The sequence below is a fragment of the Sphingomonas sp. genome (assembly GCF_029239295.1).
In the GTDB taxonomy this organism is placed as follows: domain Bacteria; phylum Pseudomonadota; class Alphaproteobacteria; order Sphingomonadales; family Sphingomonadaceae; genus Sphingomonas.
Map to the genome: position 1 here is coordinate 273,348 of NZ_JAQZBC010000001.1, position 15,809 is coordinate 289,156.

Below are 15,809 nucleotides of genomic sequence, written 5' to 3' on the forward strand. Positions count from 1 at the left end.
GGCCTAGCGGATTGGCGCCCGCGCGGTTACATGGCCCGCCACCTCCCCGCGCAACGGAAACGGCACCTCATGGATATTCGGCTCGGTCTCACCTTTGACGACGTACTGCTCGTCCCCGGCGCTTCCGAGGTGTTGCCAAGTGGAGCAGACACCCGCACCCGGGTGACCCGCGATATCGCGCTTAACATCCCGATCCTCTCGTCCGCGATGGACACGGTGACCGAAGCAGACATGGCGATCGTCATGGCGCAGCTTGGCGGCATGGGGGTGTTGCATCGCAATCTGACGATTGAAGAGCAGGTTGCGGCGGTTCGTCAAGTGAAGCGCTTCGAAAGCGGCATGGTAGTCAATCCGATCACCATCAGTCCCGGGGCGACCCTGGCGGACGCGCAGGCGCTAATGGCCCAGAACCGGATCAGCGGCATTCCCGTGGTGGAGTCGAATGGCCGGTTGGTCGGCATCCTGACCAATCGCGATGTTCGATTCGCTGAAAATCCGATGCAGCCTGTGTCCGAACTGATGACTCGCGAGAACCTCGCGACCGTGCGTGTCGGTGTTGGGCAGGAGGAGGCTCGCCGCCTGCTCCATCAGCGTCGGATCGAAAAACTGATCGTAGTCGACGACGCTTATCGTTGTGTGGGCCTCATCACAGTCAAGGATATCGAGAAGGCGGTCACCTATCCCGATGCGACCAAGGATGGTGCAGGCAGGCTCCGTGTTGCCGCTGCGACAACGGTGGGCGACAAGGGCTTTGAGCGTACGGAGGCCCTGGTCGATGCGGAATGCGACCTCGTAGTCATTGATACCGCACACGGGCACAACCGGGACGTCGCCCGCGCCGTCGAGCGGGTGAAGAAGCTGTCCAACTCCGTCCAGGTGGTCGCGGGCAACGTTGCCACGGCCGAGGCGACTCGTGCGCTGATCGATGCGGGTGCCGACGGGATCAAGGTAGGCATTGGCCCAGGTTCGATCTGCACCACGCGGGTGGTCGCCGGCGTCGGCGTGCCGCAGCTGACGGCAGTCATGGATTGTGCCGAAGCCGCGCGCGGTACCGGCGTGCCGGTGATCGCCGACGGGGGTCTGCGGACATCGGGTGATCTGGCGAAGGCATTGGCTGCTGGAGCTGCGACCTGCATGGTCGGATCGCTCCTCGCGGGGACAGAAGAGGCACCTGGTGACACGTTCCTCTATCAAGGCCGGGCCTACAAATCCTACCGGGGCATGGGCAGCGTTGGCGCCATGGGCCGAGGGTCTGCGGACCGCTATTTCCAGGGCGACATCAAAGATCAGCTGAAGCTGGTGCCGGAAGGGATCGAGGGTCAGGTCCCCTTCAAAGGGCCAGCTCGGGACGTGATCCACCAACTGGTTGGCGGGATCAAGGCAGCGATGGGTTACACCGGCGCTGCCACTATCGCTGACCTGCGTGAACGCGCCAACTTTGTCCGGATCACCGGCGCGGGGCTGAAGGAAAGTCATGTCCACGACGTGACAATCACCCGCGAAGCGCCAAATTATCCGACGCGCTGACCACTCGTGACCCCGGGTGCACGAACACAGGCGGCGATCGAGCTGCTGGATGCAATCATCGCTGCGGCGCGGGAAGGCGGCGCTGCCGCGGACACGCTGATTGCACGGTACTTCGCGACGCGCCGCTACGCCGGCTCGAAGGATCGCCGCGCCGTCCGAGAGCTGGTCTACGCGGCAATCCGGCGCTGTGGTGAGCGCCCCGCGAGCGGGCGCGCGGCAATGCATCTACTCGCAAGCGAGGATGAGCATCTTGCTGCGACCTTCGACGGTTCGCCTCATGGCCCCTCCGCGTTGTCAGCAGACGAGCCGATTGCAATCCCGGGGACGGTACCGGCCTGGATTGGCGAAGCACTGGGCAGCGCTGGAATTACGGCCGGCGAATGGCCGTCGCTGATCGAGCGAGCGCCTCTTGATATCCGCGTGAGAGCCGATGTGGACCAGGACCTGGTGCGTCGCCAACTACCGGAAGCGCAGCCGATTGCTGGGCTTCCCGCAGGCCTGCGTTTGCCCGCCGGTACAGACGTAGCTCCGCTCGGCGGGGCGATTGAGGTGCAGGACGCCGGTAGCCAGACCGTATCCCTCGCAGCGCATGCGTCGCCCGGCATGATCGTCGTTGATCTCTGCGCCGGCGCCGGCGGCAAGACGCTGGCGCTTGGTGATGCGATGAAAGGTCAAGGGCGGATAATTGCCTGCGATGTCGACCGGTCACGTCTGTCGCGGCTAGCTCCGCGCGCTGCGCGTGCTGAACTTCCCATCGTCGAAACCCGCCTGCTCAATCCCGGGCGCGAACTGGAGGCTATCCCTGACCTGCAGCGTGCGGCCGACGTGGTCTTTGTTGACGCACCTTGTTCCGGGACGGGCACATGGCGTCGCAACCCTGAGGCGCGCTGGCGCCTGACGCCGGACCGGCTCACACGGCTGATGGAGACTCAGGCCCATGTTCTCGATCTTGCCGAAGCGCTCGTTCGGCCTGGCGGTGCCCTGGTATATGTCGTCTGCTCCCTCCTCAACGAAGAGGGTGGGGACCAAATCGAGGGATTTCTACGGCGTCACACCGGATGGGTTGCGGCGCCGCTGGATCTTCCGTTCGGCGCACCTCACGGTCGGGGCGTTCGCCTGACCCCCTTCCGCGATGGCACGGACGGTTTTTTCGTCGCGCGCCTGATAGCGCCATGCTAACTCGTTGACGTCGTGCCGAAGCTGGAGCCCCTGATGCGTTACACGTCCGTCGCCGTCGCAGCCGCTCTTGCGCTGGTTTCGATCTCGACGTCGCTGCAAGGTGCGCGCCCAGACGACCAGATCGACGCCAAGTCACTGGCGTTGCTGGAGCAGGGCAGGGCGGCGCGGGCGGCTGGCAACGTTGATGGCGCGATAGATCTGATCGAGACAGCAGTCGTCGTCGATCCGCGTAACCGCCAAGGTTTTATCGAGCTTGCTGAACTGTCCAAAGCGCGCGGGCTGCCGGGGAAGGCGATCAGGCTATACCGCGAAGCGCTGTTGCTGGAGCCGAACGACGTGAATGCCCTGCAGGGCCAGGGTGAAGCGCTGGTTGCGAAGGGTGCAGTGGAACGCGCCAAGGCCAATCTCGCGCGTGTCCGAACGCTATGCAAAACCGCGTGCCCGCAGGCCAACGCGCTCGCCAGTGTAATTGCCAAGGGTCCCCCGGTGACGACGGCTAGCACCGTACCGGTGAAAGCCAGCACCAAGAACTGAGCGGCTGCGCTCAGCGGGGGCTAGCTCAACCTTCGCGCGACCGCGACGAACTCTGAGACGCTGATCGTTTCGGCTCGCCGAGTAGCTTCTATTCCCTCAGCTTCCAAAGCCTCTAGCGCGCCTGGAAGGCTGCGCAGGGTCTGGCGCAGCATCTTCCGACGCTGGCCAAAGGCGGCTGCGGTCAAAGCCTGCAGCCGCCGCAGTTCAACATTCTCGGGTGCTTCATCCGGCACAATGTGAACGACCGCGGACATTACCTTCGGCGGCGGCGTGAAAGCGGATCGATGCACCGGCATCGCGATCCGCGGCATGCTACGCCACTGCGCGAGGACGGCCAGCCGCCCATAGGCGTCAGATCCTGGTGCGGCCACGATCCGGTCAGCAACCTCGCGCTGAAACATGAGCGTGAGTGATTGCCACCATGGCAGCCAGGGCGAAGACAGCCAGCCGATCAGCAACGCCGTCCCGACATTGTAGGGAAGGTTGGCAACGATGTGTGGCTTCCCCGCGAACAGGGGCTGCGGATCGATTGCCAGTGCGTCGCCTTCAATGACGGATAACTGGCCAGGAAATGCCTCGCCCAGTTCTTCAAGAGCAGGAATGCACCGACGGTCCCGCTCGATCGCCGTCACCTTTGCGCCGGCTTGCAGTAATGCGCGGGTCAGCCCACCGGGACCAGGCCCGACTTCCAATACCTCAGCCCCGTCAAGATCGCCGGGGATGCGTGCGATACGTGCCAGAAGCTGCGCGTCGAAGAGGAAATTCTGGCCCAAGGCCTTGGAGGCGCTAAGCCCATGCCGCGCGATCACGTCGCGCAGCGGCGGTAGATCGGTCATAGGTTAGGGCAGGCAGCCCGGTGGGCCGCAGCCTCTGCCGCCATGACGATTGCAGCGATCATGGCGCCTGGTTCGGCCTGGTTTTGACCCGCGAGTGAGAAGGCGGTTCCATGGTCAGGTGATGTGCGGACAACGGGAAGACCCAAGGTGATGTTGACGCCATCATCAAAATGGAGCGCCTTCAAGGGGATGAGCGCCTGATCGTGGTAGCAACATAGCGCTGCGTCATAGTGGGTCCGCGCGCGATCGTGGAACATGGTGTCCGCGGCAAAGGGGCCGACGGCATCGATCCCTTCTTCGCGCAATAGTGCCACCGCGGGTGCGATCACGTCGATTTCCTCGCGACCCAACGCGCCCGATTCCCCCGCATGCGGGTTCAGCCCCGCGAAGGCTAGGCGCGGATTTTCGATTCCAAAGTTGCGGCGCAGGCCCCTAGCGGTAGCGCGCGCCTTTGAGATGATCAGATCGATGGACAACAGACCAGGTACGTCAGCCAACGCGACATGGGTCGTCATGGGAACAACACGCAACGACGGCCCCGCCAGCATCATGACCGCGTTCTCCGGTGCAACGCCGAAACGCTCAGCGACAAATTCGGTCTGGCCAGGATGAGAAAAGCCGATGTCGTATAATTGAGCCTTGGATACGGGGCCGGTGACCAAAGCCCGGGCTGCCCCTGACCGCGCCAGACCGACGGCGAGTTCCAGTGAGTGCAGGGCGCATCGTGCGCCATCTGCATCGGGTTCTCCCGGTGTGATCTCACCGGCATCCTCAACCGTCAGGACGGGAAGCGCGTCATCAAACACGGCAGATGCCTCACGCAGATCACCGATCTTGGCGATCGGACCGGTCCATACGCGTTCAATCGCCCGGGCATCCCCGACCGCAAAGAACGGCGGCAAAGCGGCGGCCGAGCGCGCGGACCAGGCCTTGGCAATCACCTCTGGCCCGACGCCCGCCGGGTCGCCCATGGAAACGGCGAGTGGTGCTAGGCTCGCGATGTCAGCGATACTCCACGATGGCGTCACGACGAAGGTCGCGAAGCGCCTGCTGCGCCCGCAGATTGACGCGTTGCTGCTCCAACTGGGTCTGGATCTGCTCCGAACCCGGAAGCTGTGCAGACGCGCTGTCGTCGCGGCCGCAGAGAACCAGCGTACGAACACCTTCCTCAGGATTGCCGAATGGCGGCGTTGCCTGTCCGACCTGAAGATTAACCATGATGTCCTGCAACGGTGCCGGTAGATCGCGAATGCGGATCGAATCGTTCTGAACGACCTCGGCGTTGATCGTGGCGGCTACCTTTTCCACCGAACCGCACCCCTGCAACTGGCGGATCGTACCGGCGAAGTTCGCCGTGCGCTGGCTGGCCTGCGCCTGCGTCGTGCCCGGCGGGAACTTGATCGTCATCTGCTTCAGGCTGAGCCGCGCATCACGCGCGTTGGCCATCAACACCTGCCGCTTGTCGACCAGGTAGAGGATCGAAAAGCCGCCCGGAACGGCCACCGGGCCAACGACCTGACCAACTTGCATCTGGCTAGCCGCTTCCGACAATTCCGGCGGGAGCTGCGCCGCGCGCACCCAGCCGAGGTCGCCGTTCACACCACGCGTGGACGCTTCGGAGAAGTTACGAGCAAAGTAGCCGAAAGGAGCTTGGCCCTTTTGGATCTCCCCGATCAGTTGCCTCGCTGCCCCGTACACCTGTTCCGTACGGTCGGGCGTTGCCGACAGGTAGATCTCGTTAAGATGGTATTCGTCGGTGCCCTTTGCCGCTTCCAAGCGGTCAAGGATCGCCTTCACTTCTTCCTCGCCAACGTTGACGTATGGCTCGACGCGTCGACGCAGATAACGCTGCCAAGCAAGTTCGCCTTCGATCTGTCGCTTGATCGAGCGTTCGGAGGAGCCCTGCTGACGCAGGAATTCACGGAACTGATCAGGCGTGCGATTGAAGTTCTGAGCAACGCGGGCGAAGCTCTGGTTCAGTTCATCGTCGGTGACGGTGATGTCTGCCGTCTTCGCCTGCTGAATCTGTAGCACTTCGTCGATCAACTGGCGGAGCACCTGAAGGCGCAGGCGGTCGAGGTCCTCTGCGCTGAGATCCACGTTGTTCGCCGCCCGGATCAGTGCCACGCGCTGATCAACGTCAGTCCGAGTGAGCACGTTGTCGTTCACGATGGCCGTCGCCTTGCGGACGTTCGGATCGACATTGCCGAAGATCTGCAGGTTCTGCGGAATGTTCAGGCCCGTCTCCGGAACAGCCTGATCTTCGACCGTTGTTCCGGTCTGCTGGCCCGTTGCAGCTCCTGCCGCGGCGACAGCCAAAGCCAAGCCTGCGAGCCGGCCGAGTCGTGCCGCCTTGTTGCCCATCGTCGTCACTCGTTCCGGAATCCCATCTTGCACGCCATGGTGCCCAGCAGGCACATGCATATACGTAGCTGAACCGTGGCTTAGCGTCCGAGGTTCTTGAATGCCAGCGTCAAGAGATAGCTGCTCCCGCGCCGAGCGTCGCCGGTCGTCCGATAGTCCCGGCGCCACGTTAGCCCAAGGGTGAGGCAATCGTCTTCATACTGAACACCGAGCCGGTGTCGAATGGGATCGAATCCATCGGCGAGGGAGAAAACGTCGTCTCTGCGATCGGTTAGGTCGATCAAACCTGAAGCGAACGCCGACCAGAAGCGGGCGAATTGAACACGGCCGCCTACGCGAATTTCTTCACGGTCCTGCAGGTCCTCCAACTCGTCGATGTCACGATTGAGCTTCAAATAACCGACGAGCAGATAGGTCGAGCGCGAGCCGACTGTGGCATCAATCTCGTTCCTGCGTACCGCGAGGCTGTCCTTATCGACGCGGTAGCGGTGGGTAAAAGATACGAAGTCGCGGAAACGCAGCGTGGTGCGGCCCACGATGTCGGAGAAGCGATCACTTAGCCCGGTTCCGGAGGGGAAGATCGCCGGCCTGTCCGACAACCGATAGCTCTGCCCGATATTGGCAGTTGCGCTGAACCCGGGAAGATCGAGCGCATATTCGAAGCCGTATGTTGCGCGCGTCGAATCCTCCCAGCGATCATAGCCGTTGAAGCGGTTCAGTGCGAAGAGGTTCGAATCTTCAAGGTCAATCGACCGAGCGTCTTCGTTGGGGATGTCGAGGTTCTCGATCTTCGGCGACGCGACGATCTGGAGACGCGGTGAAATACGCTGAGTGCCGTTTCCGATCGCACCAACGAACGGCCAACGAACATCGACCGCAAGGGCGCCGATGGCGCGCGTGTGGAAACCGTCCAGGCCCCGGTAGCTCACGATCCGGGTCGCCGCGGCATCGCTGGTATTATAAGCGTCTCCGCGCGCGAAGGCCGTAAAGGTAACTTCCTGCCCCCAAGTCGTCAGCCGCCGCAGATCCCATCGGGCGCTTGCAAAAGCGCGTTGGGTATCTTGCCCCGCCTTACGGCCGATCGCGAGCGTATTCAGGTGCAACTGAACGGTGCCGCCCAGGACATTTTCCTGAAGCCGGCGGCGATAATCAATCTCCGGCAGTGCCACCGGTTGCATGCTCTGGCGTTCGCCAACACGAAGCGTCTGCGTGGCCCAGCCCGCGAGCGAGAAGTAGCTGTCCTGGTCGATGCGCTCCAGCGCAGCGGTGGTGCGCAGGCGATCCGCGTTCGAAATATCGTACCGTCGCAAGAACGTCCGGTCGGTGGCGAGCCGAAGCGATCCGGAAAGGCTCCACTTTTCGTCAAACTGGAACCGGCCCACGCCGTCGAGATAGCCGCGGAAGGCTTGTTCCGTGGAGGAGGAGAAGCCGCTTGCCAGATCGTCACTACGCCGACTGGCAGTGGCATACCCGGTTACGCTGAAGGCGCCGAGTTCGTCGAGATGTTCGTAGTTCGCCTGCATCATCGGCAGCACCGCCGAATAGACGTGCGGCGTGACAGTCAGCTTGCGGTTAGGTGCAAGTCGGAAAAGATATGGCGTCGCGACTTCCAGGCCATTCACCCGGTCATAGCGGATCGATGGGGAAAGCAGCCCGCTGGCCGTTTCCTCACCGACCGGGTGGGAGAATCTAGGTAAGGGGATCGACGGGAGGCCGAACAGGTGAACCTGAGCACCGACGTAGTAAACGCGCTCACGGTCCGGACGGTACGTGACGCGTACGGCCGTCACCTTCCAGGTCGGTTCCTTCGGACATCCCTCTGAACTGACCACCGAACAGGCCGTATAGGCTGCGCGATCGAGAGAGATCGTGCCGTTCTCCTCGCGAGTGCCGCGTTCCGCTGCAAGCCGACCGCCACGTTCCAGTACGACCAGCATGTTGTCGACTACGCCGTCCTTCAGCGAATCGGTCAATTCGATCGAGTCGCCGTACGCGGTGTCGCCTTCGGGACTGGTCACAGCGATATTGCCGGTAGCCACAACCTGTCCGGATTTCCTGTTCCAGACAACCTTGTCGGCTCGCAGCCGCTGCCCCGCGCGGAACATGCGCACGTCGGTCAGCGCAGTGACGATGTCCGCTTCATAATCATATTCGAGCGATCCGGCGCTGAAATTCACCTCATCGTCGCCCGCGGGCTGCGCCGGCGCGCTGGCCTCCGGCACCGGAGGCGGGACGGTGCGATCCTGCAAGTCCTGAGCGCTGGCAGCACCAGCGAACAGGACCAGCGAAAACGCGCAACTGGCCAAAAGGTCGAGACGCGTCACTCGGTTACTCGCAAAGCTGGAAACCCCTTTCCGAAGCCCATCGAGGCGTCGGTCGAAATTCCTATCGCACCGTGTGCGAGCGGCTGCAACGCTTTGCCAGCGTCCTGGTCAATCCCTATCTGCGTCACGAAACAAGAGGAAGAGCCATGAACGTCACCTTCGCCGATTCCCGTCCCGCGGCATCGCCGGTCCTAGCGTTTCCCGTGCGAAAGGACGAAGCCGGCACGATCGCACCAGCGGGCATGGACGCGGCAACGAACGGAATCATCGCCGCTGCCGCGGCCGGACAACGCTTCAAGGGCGAGGCAGGCACGGCCGCGGAGGCGTATGTCGAGTCCGGCCGCGTGCTGTTGCTGGGCGTGGGCGATGGCGACGACGCGGGTTATGAGCGGGCGGGCGGCGCTCTGACGGCCCGCCTGCTGACGTCCGGCGTTACAGAAGTGACGGCGGATCTGTCGGGGAGCACGGACGTGGCGGCTGCGCGCTTTGCTGCGGGCGCGGCGCAGCGAGCATGGCGGTACGATGTCTATCGTACGAAGCTAACTGATGACGCAAAGCCTTCTCTGGCCAACCTCACGATCGTCGGCGCGCCCGCCGGAACGGAGGCAGCCTGGACGAACCGCGATGCGGTGACCCAAGGTCTGGCATTGACCAAGGCGCTGGTCACTCTACCCCCGAATATCCTGTATCCGGAAAGCTTCGTTGAGCTGGTGACGAAGGAAGTGGATGGCCTCGGCATCGAGGTATCGGTGCTGGATGAGCAGGCGATGCGGGATCTGGGAATGGGTGCTCTCCTGGGTGTGTCTCAGGGCTCGCGGCGAGAGGCGCGACTGCTTGTGCTTCGCTGGAACGGCGCCGGTGAGGGTGATCCTGCTGTCGCGCTGGTGGGCAAGGGCGTGACCTTCGATACAGGGGGTATCTCCATCAAACCGGCGGCGGGCATGGAGGACATGAAGTGGGACATGGGCGGCGCAGGCGCTGTCGCGGGTGCGATGAAGACGCTTGCGCTGCGTAAGGCGAAAGCAAACGTCCTCGGTGTGATGGGTCTGGTGGAGAACATGCCAGACGGCAACGCGCAACGTCCGGGCGACGTGGTCACCTCCATGTCCGGCCAGACGATCGAGGTCATCAACACCGATGCAGAGGGTCGTCTAGTCCTTTGCGATTGCATCACCTGGGTCCAGCGCACGCATAATGTGAAAACGATCGTCGATCTCGCGACGCTGACCGGTGCAATGATCATCAGCCTCGGCAATGAGCAGGGCGGCCTGTTCGCGAATGATGATGGGCTGGCAGATGAGCTGTTATCCGCAAGCAAGGCGAGCGGCGATGCCTTGTGGCGGTTCCCGATGGGGCCTGCTTATGACAAGCTGATCGACAGCGCGATTGCCGACATGAAGAACGTTGGGCCACGCGGCGGCGGCTCGATCACGGCAGCCCAGTTCATCAAGCGCTTCGTCGAGGACGGCGTGCGCTGGGCGCATCTCGACATCGCCGGCATGGTCTGGTCGGAAAAGGATGGCCCAACATGGGGCAAGGGGGCCACTGGCTTCGGTGTGCGCCTGCTCGACACGTTCGTCGCTCAGAACTTCGAGAATTGATGGTCACTCCGCAGTGCAGGTCGACTTCTATCATCTGACCAGCATGCCGCTTGAGCGCGCGCTGCCGCGGATCGCGGAGCGCGTGCTTGAGAGCGGCGCCCGGCTACTCATTGTTGCTGGGGATCAAACGCAGCAGGCGGCGATCGATCGTTTTTTGTGGGAATACTCTGCAGACAGCTTCCTGCCGCACGCATGTGCTGGTGCGGCGGATGAGAACGACCAGCCGGTCCTTATCGCGCTGGACGTGAATGCCGCTAACGGCGCTCGTCACGTCGCGCTTGTGGATGGCACATGGCGGGAGGATGCGCTGGATTTCCAGCGCGCCTTTCACTTCTTCGATGAAGAGCACATCGTTGAGGCGCGTCACGCTTGGCGGACGCTGAACGAGCGCGAGTGCGTTGAGCGGCGCTACTGGAAGCAGAATGAGGCAGGCCGCTGGGAGCAAGCAGCCTGAGCGGTCACTTGCAACGAACCCACTGGCCATGCCCGCTGCGCTCGCTTATCCGAACAGTTGCGCTGGGCGCCGCTCGCGGCTAACGGCGCCGCTGTTTCCGCACATCTTCAAGCACAGGAGCGACCATCATGGCCGCCAATCGTACGTTTTCGATCATCAAGCCGGACGCCACCCGTCGCAACCTGACCGGCGCCGTCACCAAGATGCTGGAGGAGGCTGGCCTGCGTGTCGTAGCTTCCAAGCGAATCCAGATGACCAAGGAACAGGCCGAAGGCTTCTACGCGGTCCACAAGGAGCGCCCGTTCTTCAACGACCTGGTGTCTTTCATGATTTCTGGGCCCGTTGTGGTTCAGGTTCTCGAAGGTGAGAATGCGGTTCAGCGCAACCGCGACATTATGGGCGCGACCAACCCGAAGGACGCGGCGCCGGGCACGATCCGCAAGGAGCTTGCCGAGTCGATCGAAGCCAATTCGGTTCACGGCTCCGACTCGGATGAGAATGCGGCGATCGAGATAGCCTATTTCTTCAAGCCGGAAGAGATCGTCGGCTGATCTGATGACCGGGAACTGGCGGCTCAGGCATGCCACTGCTGCCGACGCGCAGGCTGTGGCGATGGTTGCGGGCGCCAGCTTTCTGGAGACATTCGCCGGTATTTTGCCGGGTGCAGATATCGTCGTACATTGCCAGCGGAACAGCTCTCCCGCGAAGTTCGCTTTCTGGGCAGAGGATCGCTCCAGCGTGGTCACGGTCGCGGAACATCCCGAAGGGATGGCGCCTGTGGGGTACTCTTTGGTTACTATGCCCGACCTTCCGGTCCCGGCGCTCCCAGGTGATGTCGAGCTGCGCCGCATCTATGCGCTGTCGATCACACGCAGCACCGGGCTCGGACACTCGCTTATGGCAGCAGCACTCGAAGACGCCCGCGCCCTCGGCGGGCGGCGGCTATTGCTTGGTGTTCTCGGTCGCAACGCTCGCGCACGCGCGTTCTACGAACGTGAGGGCTTTCAACTTGCCGGAGCACGCCGCTTCAATGTTGGCGCTGGTTGGTATGATGATGTGATCTACGCGCGTTCGCTCTGACGCTTGATCTCTGCGGCCCACAAATCATTGATGGCCTCTGTGCTTCCACCGATCTCGCGGATACGAGCCGTTTCAAGCGACAGGCTGCGGCCTCGCAGCAGTTGCCCCTCCGTTCGCCACACGATCTCAACGATCACTCTGCCGCTCTTTATCCCGTCACCTGAACGATAATGGGCTGTCACGAGCACGGGCAAACGGCCTTCCAATTCATCTGAGCCCCCGTCGGTTGCCTTCAGCACGGCATCTGCGAACCACTTCTTCTCGATCCTTGCCGTCGCGGGACTCTGCTGGTCGAGACCTAGCTGAGAGGGGAAGGTGATGGTCGTCTCCAGCAGATCATGCCGCGGATCGCTCAGTTGCACCTCGCGACCGTCGCCGGCGAGCGACACGCGTGGTGCGAACCGGGCCTCTGCAGCACTCGCAGCACTACGAGCCGCTGCCTTTTCCTCTGCGGAGCTGCGCTTGTCGCTCCAGTTCATCCAAAGAGTCAGCGCACCGATCAGAAGGCCGGATACGGCGACGATCTCCGCAAGCGAGATCCAGCGGCGGCGGGTGGCGGCCTGATCAGCAGACTCGCTCACCGCCCCCCCATTTCCAGCAGACGACGAGGAGCCACCATCTCCCAGCTCTGCGCGACTCTGTCGGCCACGAGCTCCCAGTCAGTGTCCCCGCCAAGCCGAAGCGCGACCCAACCGGAAGGACCGAGATATGCTGGTTTGAAATACAGATCGGGCTTTGCTTCGATCAGCGCTTCTTGTTCGTCGAGGCCGCTGGTTTTCACGATGACGACAGTCTCACCATCGTGGTGGTGATCATGCCAGAAGTAGGCGAAGAACTTGCCGCCGACGATGTGAAATCCCGGCGAGCCGTGTGAGAGCCGCTCACCGGATCCCGGTAGAGCAAGCGCGATCTCCCGCACTTTGGCGAGCGCGTTGTCGGAATGGGTTACCGTGTCAGCCATTCTGCGAGAACGCGCGGATAGAGACGATGCTCCGCAGCAAGCACCCGTGTTGACAGAAGCTCGGGAGTGTCGCCGGGCTCAATCGGTACAATTGTCTGACCTAGAACCTCGCCGCCATCCAGCTCCTCTGTCACGACATGAACCGAGCATCCCGCCTCCCGATCACCCGCGGCGATGGCGCGCGCGTGGGTATCAAGACCCTTGTACTTTGGTAGCAGGGAGGGGTGGATATTGATCACTCGATCACGCCAGCGGCGAACAAAGTCATCGGACAGCAAGCGCATATAGCCCGCCAGGGCGATGTACTCGGCGCCTGCCTCACGAAGGGCGGCATCCAGCGCGGCTTCATAGGCCTGCTTGCCAACATCCTTCGGTGACAAGGCAAAGGTCGGGATGCCCTGTTCCCGCGCCCAGATCAGTCCTTCGGCATGGGGCCGATCGGACGCGACGACGACAACCTTGTACGCGTCCGTCCCGCCCGCAACTAGCGATCGCATGTTTGATCCCCTGCCGGAGATCAGGACGCCCACCTTGGCTGTCACGCGTCGTGGCTCGCCCGCCAGGGTGAGCGGGCGCTCCAGGTGTCAGTCGAGCCTGCGACGGTGCAACCGCGCGCACCCTCTATGATACGGCCGATCTGGAAGACTTCCTCCCCAGCGGCCCTCAGGTCAGCCATCACCCCTTCTGCTGCGTCGGCGGCGGCAACGACCACCATTCCGATACCGCAGTTGAATGTGCGGGCCATTTCCTCGGGCTCGATCGTGCCCTGAGCCTGGAGGAAAGCCATCAATCGGGATTGCGGCCACGCATCCGCGTTCACTTCTGCGCGCATGCCTTTTGGTAAAACACGCGGAATATTCTCCAGCAGCCCTCCGCCCGTGATGTGAGCCAGCCCCTTCACGCGTTGTTCGCGAAGCAGAGGAAGCAAACTCCGGACGTAAATTCGCGTCGGCGCCATCAATGCGTCGATCAGGAGGACTTCGGGATCAAAGAGAGCAGGGCGATCAAGTTTCCAACCCTTGTCGGCGGCCAGCCTGCGCACGAGCGAGAAGCCGTTCGAGTGCACCCCGGAGGACGCGAGACCTAGAATAACATCGCCATCCGTGATCTCGCTGCCGGTGAGCACGTGCTCCCGTTCTACTGCGCCTACGCAAAAGCCTGCGAGGTCATAATCTCCTTCCGCATACATCCCGGGCATCTCGGCAGTCTCACCGCCGATCAGGGCACAACCCGCGAGCTGACATCCCTCTGCGATCGATGCGATCACTTGCTCGGCCACCTGCGAGTCCAACTTGCCGGACGCATAGTAATCCAGAAAGAACAGCGGTTCAGCACCCTGGACGATCAGATCGTTCACGCACATCGCCACAAGATCGATGCCGACGCCCGAGTGGCGGTTGTAATCGATCGCTAGCTTTAGCTTGGTTCCGACGCCATCATTGGCAGCGACAAGCAGCGGATCGACGAAGCCGGCGGCCTTCAAATCGAAGAAGCCGCCGAAGCCGCCGAGGTCCGCGTCCGCTCCGGGGCGGCGTGTTGCGCGTGCCAAGGGCGCTATCGCCCGGACCAGTGCGTTGCCGGCGGCAATCGACACGCCAGCCTGCTCGTATGTGTACCCGCTATCGCTCATGTTCAGCCGCCTAGCCACAACGCGCTTGGATTTCCACGCCTCCTTCGCCAAAAGACGCGTGATTATGCGTCTGAAGCCATTGTTCCTCGTTCCTGCTGCCGTGGCGCTCGCCCTCGGGGCAGGGGTTGGTGTCGCCCAGATCGAGGGCGGCGGCAGAGGCGTGGCGCCAGTGGACAGCTCACGCGACTATGAAGTTTCGGGTATCCGCGTTGATGTGGCGGCCAAGGATGCTGACGCCGCGCGGCTTGGCGGGTGGCGCGTTGCTCAGCGAAAGGCGTGGGCCCAACTCACGAAGCGCCTGGGGGCAGGAAACGCTGGTCTATCCGATTCCGCGCTCGATTCGGTGGTCAGTGGCATCGTCGTCGAAAATGAGCAGATTGGTCCAAAGCGCTACGTGGCCCGGCTTGGCGTGCTCTTCGACCGAAACCGCGCGGGCGCCATCCTTGGCATTTCTAATTACGTTATGCGCTCGCCGCCGATGGTCGTCATCCCCATCGTTTGGTCCGGCGGCGTCGCCACGGGATTTGAGCAGCGAACCCTCTGGCAGGAAGCATGGGCGCGATATCGCACCGGCGGCAGCGCAATCGATTACATCCGGCCGACCGGAAGTGGTCCCGACCCTCTCTTGCTGAACTTCGGTCAGACGCAGCGTCCGGCCCGAGGGTGGTGGCGTGCGGTGCTGAATCAATATGGCGGCTCGGATGTGCTGATCCCGACCGTGAAGCTCTACCGCCAGTGGCCTGGCGGCCCAGTTGTCGGCGTATTTCAAGCGCGGCAGGGGCCTGACAATCGGCTGCTTTCACAGTTTACCTTGCGGGTCAGCAGCGTCGGGGGCGTGCCCGCGTTGCTCGACGCTGGCGTGAAGCGGATCGACGACATCTACCAGCAGGCGCTGCGTGCCGGCCTTCTGCGCAGCGACCCGGGACTGTCTTACGTTCCGCCTGAGGATGTGCCGCAGGATGATGACGAGGCAGGTGAAACTGTCGTGACGGACGCGCCCGTTCTCCCCACTGCGACGGTTTCAGTTCAGTTTGACACACCCAATGTGGCAGCGGTGACCGCGACGGAGGCGGCCATGCGCGGCGTGCCTGGGGTTTCTGGCGCAACCACGAGCAGCTTGGCACTTGGCGGCGTGTCAGTGATGACCATTGCGTATGTGGGGCCGCCAGAGGCGCTGAAGGCGGCACTTGAGGCGCGCGGATGGCAGGTGTTCGGGTCGGGATCGACTATCCGCATCCGCCGTGCCCCACGTTTGCTGCCGCAAGACCTTTTGCCCGACAATGCGACCGCCGGATGATGCGGATGCGACCGCTCCCGGT

The 15,809-nt window shown here is 62.8% G+C and carries 16 protein-coding genes; 8 read left to right on the top strand and 8 right to left on the bottom strand.

Going from position 1 to position 15,809, the window contains the following annotated elements; all coding sequences use genetic code 11:
• Positions 1-69: 69 nt before the first annotated feature.
• Genes guaB through K0S66_RS01400 form a run of 3 tightly spaced genes read left to right on the top strand, consistent with a single transcriptional unit; the run spans position 70 to position 3,240 of the window.
• Positions 70-1,527 carry an IMP dehydrogenase gene (guaB, locus tag K0S66_RS01390; RefSeq protein WP_301073347.1) on the top strand — a complete coding sequence of 486 codons (1,458 nt, stop codon included), beginning with the start codon at positions 70-72 and terminating at the stop codon, positions 1,525-1,527.
• Positions 1,528-1,533: 6 nt separating this feature from the next.
• The gene (locus K0S66_RS01395) at positions 1,534-2,706 is read left to right on the top strand and encodes an RsmB/NOP family class I SAM-dependent RNA methyltransferase (RefSeq protein ID WP_301073283.1); all 1,173 of its coding nucleotides are present in this window, start codon (positions 1,534-1,536) and stop codon (positions 2,704-2,706) included.
• A 33-nt stretch (positions 2,707-2,739) separates the two neighbouring features.
• Positions 2,740-3,240 carry a hypothetical protein gene (locus K0S66_RS01400; protein ID WP_301073348.1) on the top strand — a complete coding sequence of 167 codons (501 nt, stop codon included), beginning with the start codon at positions 2,740-2,742 and terminating at the stop codon, positions 3,238-3,240.
• A gap of 20 nt (positions 3,241-3,260) precedes the next feature.
• Here the strand turns inward: K0S66_RS01400 and rsmA are convergent, their stop codons facing one another.
• The 4 genes from rsmA to lptD are packed head-to-tail and all read right to left on the bottom strand — an operon-like array spanning position 3,261 to position 8,764.
• On the bottom strand, positions 3,261-4,076 hold the full coding sequence (rsmA, locus tag K0S66_RS01405; protein ID WP_301073285.1) for a 16S rRNA (adenine(1518)-N(6)/adenine(1519)-N(6))-dimethyltransferase RsmA: 816 nt from the start codon (positions 4,074-4,076) through the stop codon (positions 3,261-3,263).
• Positions 4,073-5,077 (bottom strand): 4-hydroxythreonine-4-phosphate dehydrogenase PdxA, encoded by a 1,005-nt coding sequence (gene pdxA, locus K0S66_RS01410; RefSeq protein WP_301073349.1) that lies wholly within the window; start codon positions 5,075-5,077, stop codon positions 4,073-4,075. Before pdxA ends, rsmA begins: the two co-directional genes overlap by 4 nt.
• A gap of 1 nt (position 5,078) precedes the next feature.
• Positions 5,079-6,473 (bottom strand): peptidylprolyl isomerase, encoded by a 1,395-nt coding sequence (locus tag K0S66_RS01415; RefSeq protein WP_301073286.1) that lies wholly within the window; start codon positions 6,471-6,473, stop codon positions 5,079-5,081.
• Between the two features lie 47 nt (positions 6,474-6,520).
• A complete protein-coding gene (lptD, locus tag K0S66_RS01420) occupies positions 6,521-8,764 on the bottom strand; it encodes an LPS assembly protein LptD (RefSeq protein ID WP_301073287.1) in 2,244 nt (747 codons plus the stop codon).
• A 146-nt stretch (positions 8,765-8,910) separates the two neighbouring features.
• Here lptD and K0S66_RS01425 point away from each other — a divergent pair, with 146 nt between their 5' ends.
• The 4 genes from K0S66_RS01425 to K0S66_RS01440 all read left to right on the top strand — a co-directional run bounded on the left by K0S66_RS01425 (position 8,911) and on the right by K0S66_RS01440 (position 11,899).
• Positions 8,911-10,365 carry a leucyl aminopeptidase gene (locus K0S66_RS01425; RefSeq protein ID WP_301073288.1) on the top strand — a complete coding sequence of 485 codons (1,455 nt, stop codon included), beginning with the start codon at positions 8,911-8,913 and terminating at the stop codon, positions 10,363-10,365.
• 13 nt (positions 10,366-10,378) lie between these two features.
• Positions 10,379-10,819: a DNA polymerase III subunit chi gene (locus tag K0S66_RS01430; RefSeq protein WP_301073289.1), complete on the top strand. Its 441-nt coding sequence runs from the start codon at positions 10,379-10,381 to the stop codon at positions 10,817-10,819.
• A 128-nt stretch (positions 10,820-10,947) separates the two neighbouring features.
• Complete coding sequence (gene ndk / locus K0S66_RS01435; RefSeq protein ID WP_301073290.1) at positions 10,948-11,370, top strand: nucleoside-diphosphate kinase; 423 nt, start codon at positions 10,948-10,950, stop codon at positions 11,368-11,370.
• A 4-nt stretch (positions 11,371-11,374) separates the two neighbouring features.
• The gene (locus K0S66_RS01440; protein ID WP_301073291.1) at positions 11,375-11,899 is read left to right on the top strand and encodes a GNAT family N-acetyltransferase; all 525 of its coding nucleotides are present in this window, start codon (positions 11,375-11,377) and stop codon (positions 11,897-11,899) included.
• On the opposite strand, the gene K0S66_RS01445 is transcribed toward K0S66_RS01440, so the two are convergent.
• From K0S66_RS01445 to purM, 4 genes are read right to left on the bottom strand one after another with little or no spacing between them, the layout of a single operon-like run.
• On the bottom strand, positions 11,881-12,480 hold the full coding sequence (locus tag K0S66_RS01445; protein WP_301073292.1) for a hypothetical protein: 600 nt from the start codon (positions 12,478-12,480) through the stop codon (positions 11,881-11,883). The genes K0S66_RS01440 and K0S66_RS01445 overlap by 19 nt on opposite strands.
• The gene (locus K0S66_RS01450) at positions 12,477-12,860 is read right to left on the bottom strand and encodes an MmcQ/YjbR family DNA-binding protein (protein ID WP_301073293.1); all 384 of its coding nucleotides are present in this window, start codon (positions 12,858-12,860) and stop codon (positions 12,477-12,479) included. The genes K0S66_RS01445 and K0S66_RS01450 overlap by 4 nt, the downstream gene beginning before the upstream one ends.
• Positions 12,845-13,357, bottom strand: a complete 513-nt coding sequence (gene purN / locus K0S66_RS01455; protein ID WP_301073294.1) for a phosphoribosylglycinamide formyltransferase — start codon at positions 13,355-13,357, stop codon at positions 12,845-12,847. Before purN ends, K0S66_RS01450 begins: the two co-directional genes overlap by 16 nt.
• Before the next feature lie 41 nt (positions 13,358-13,398).
• Positions 13,399-14,490: a phosphoribosylformylglycinamidine cyclo-ligase gene (gene purM / locus K0S66_RS01460; RefSeq protein ID WP_301073296.1), complete on the bottom strand. Its 1,092-nt coding sequence runs from the start codon at positions 14,488-14,490 to the stop codon at positions 13,399-13,401.
• A 64-nt stretch (positions 14,491-14,554) separates the two neighbouring features.
• On the opposite strand from purM, the gene K0S66_RS01465 reads away from it, so the two are divergent.
• Positions 14,555-15,787: a heavy-metal-associated domain-containing protein gene (locus K0S66_RS01465; RefSeq protein ID WP_301073350.1), complete on the top strand. Its 1,233-nt coding sequence runs from the start codon at positions 14,555-14,557 to the stop codon at positions 15,785-15,787.
• Positions 15,788-15,809 lie beyond the last annotated feature (22 nt).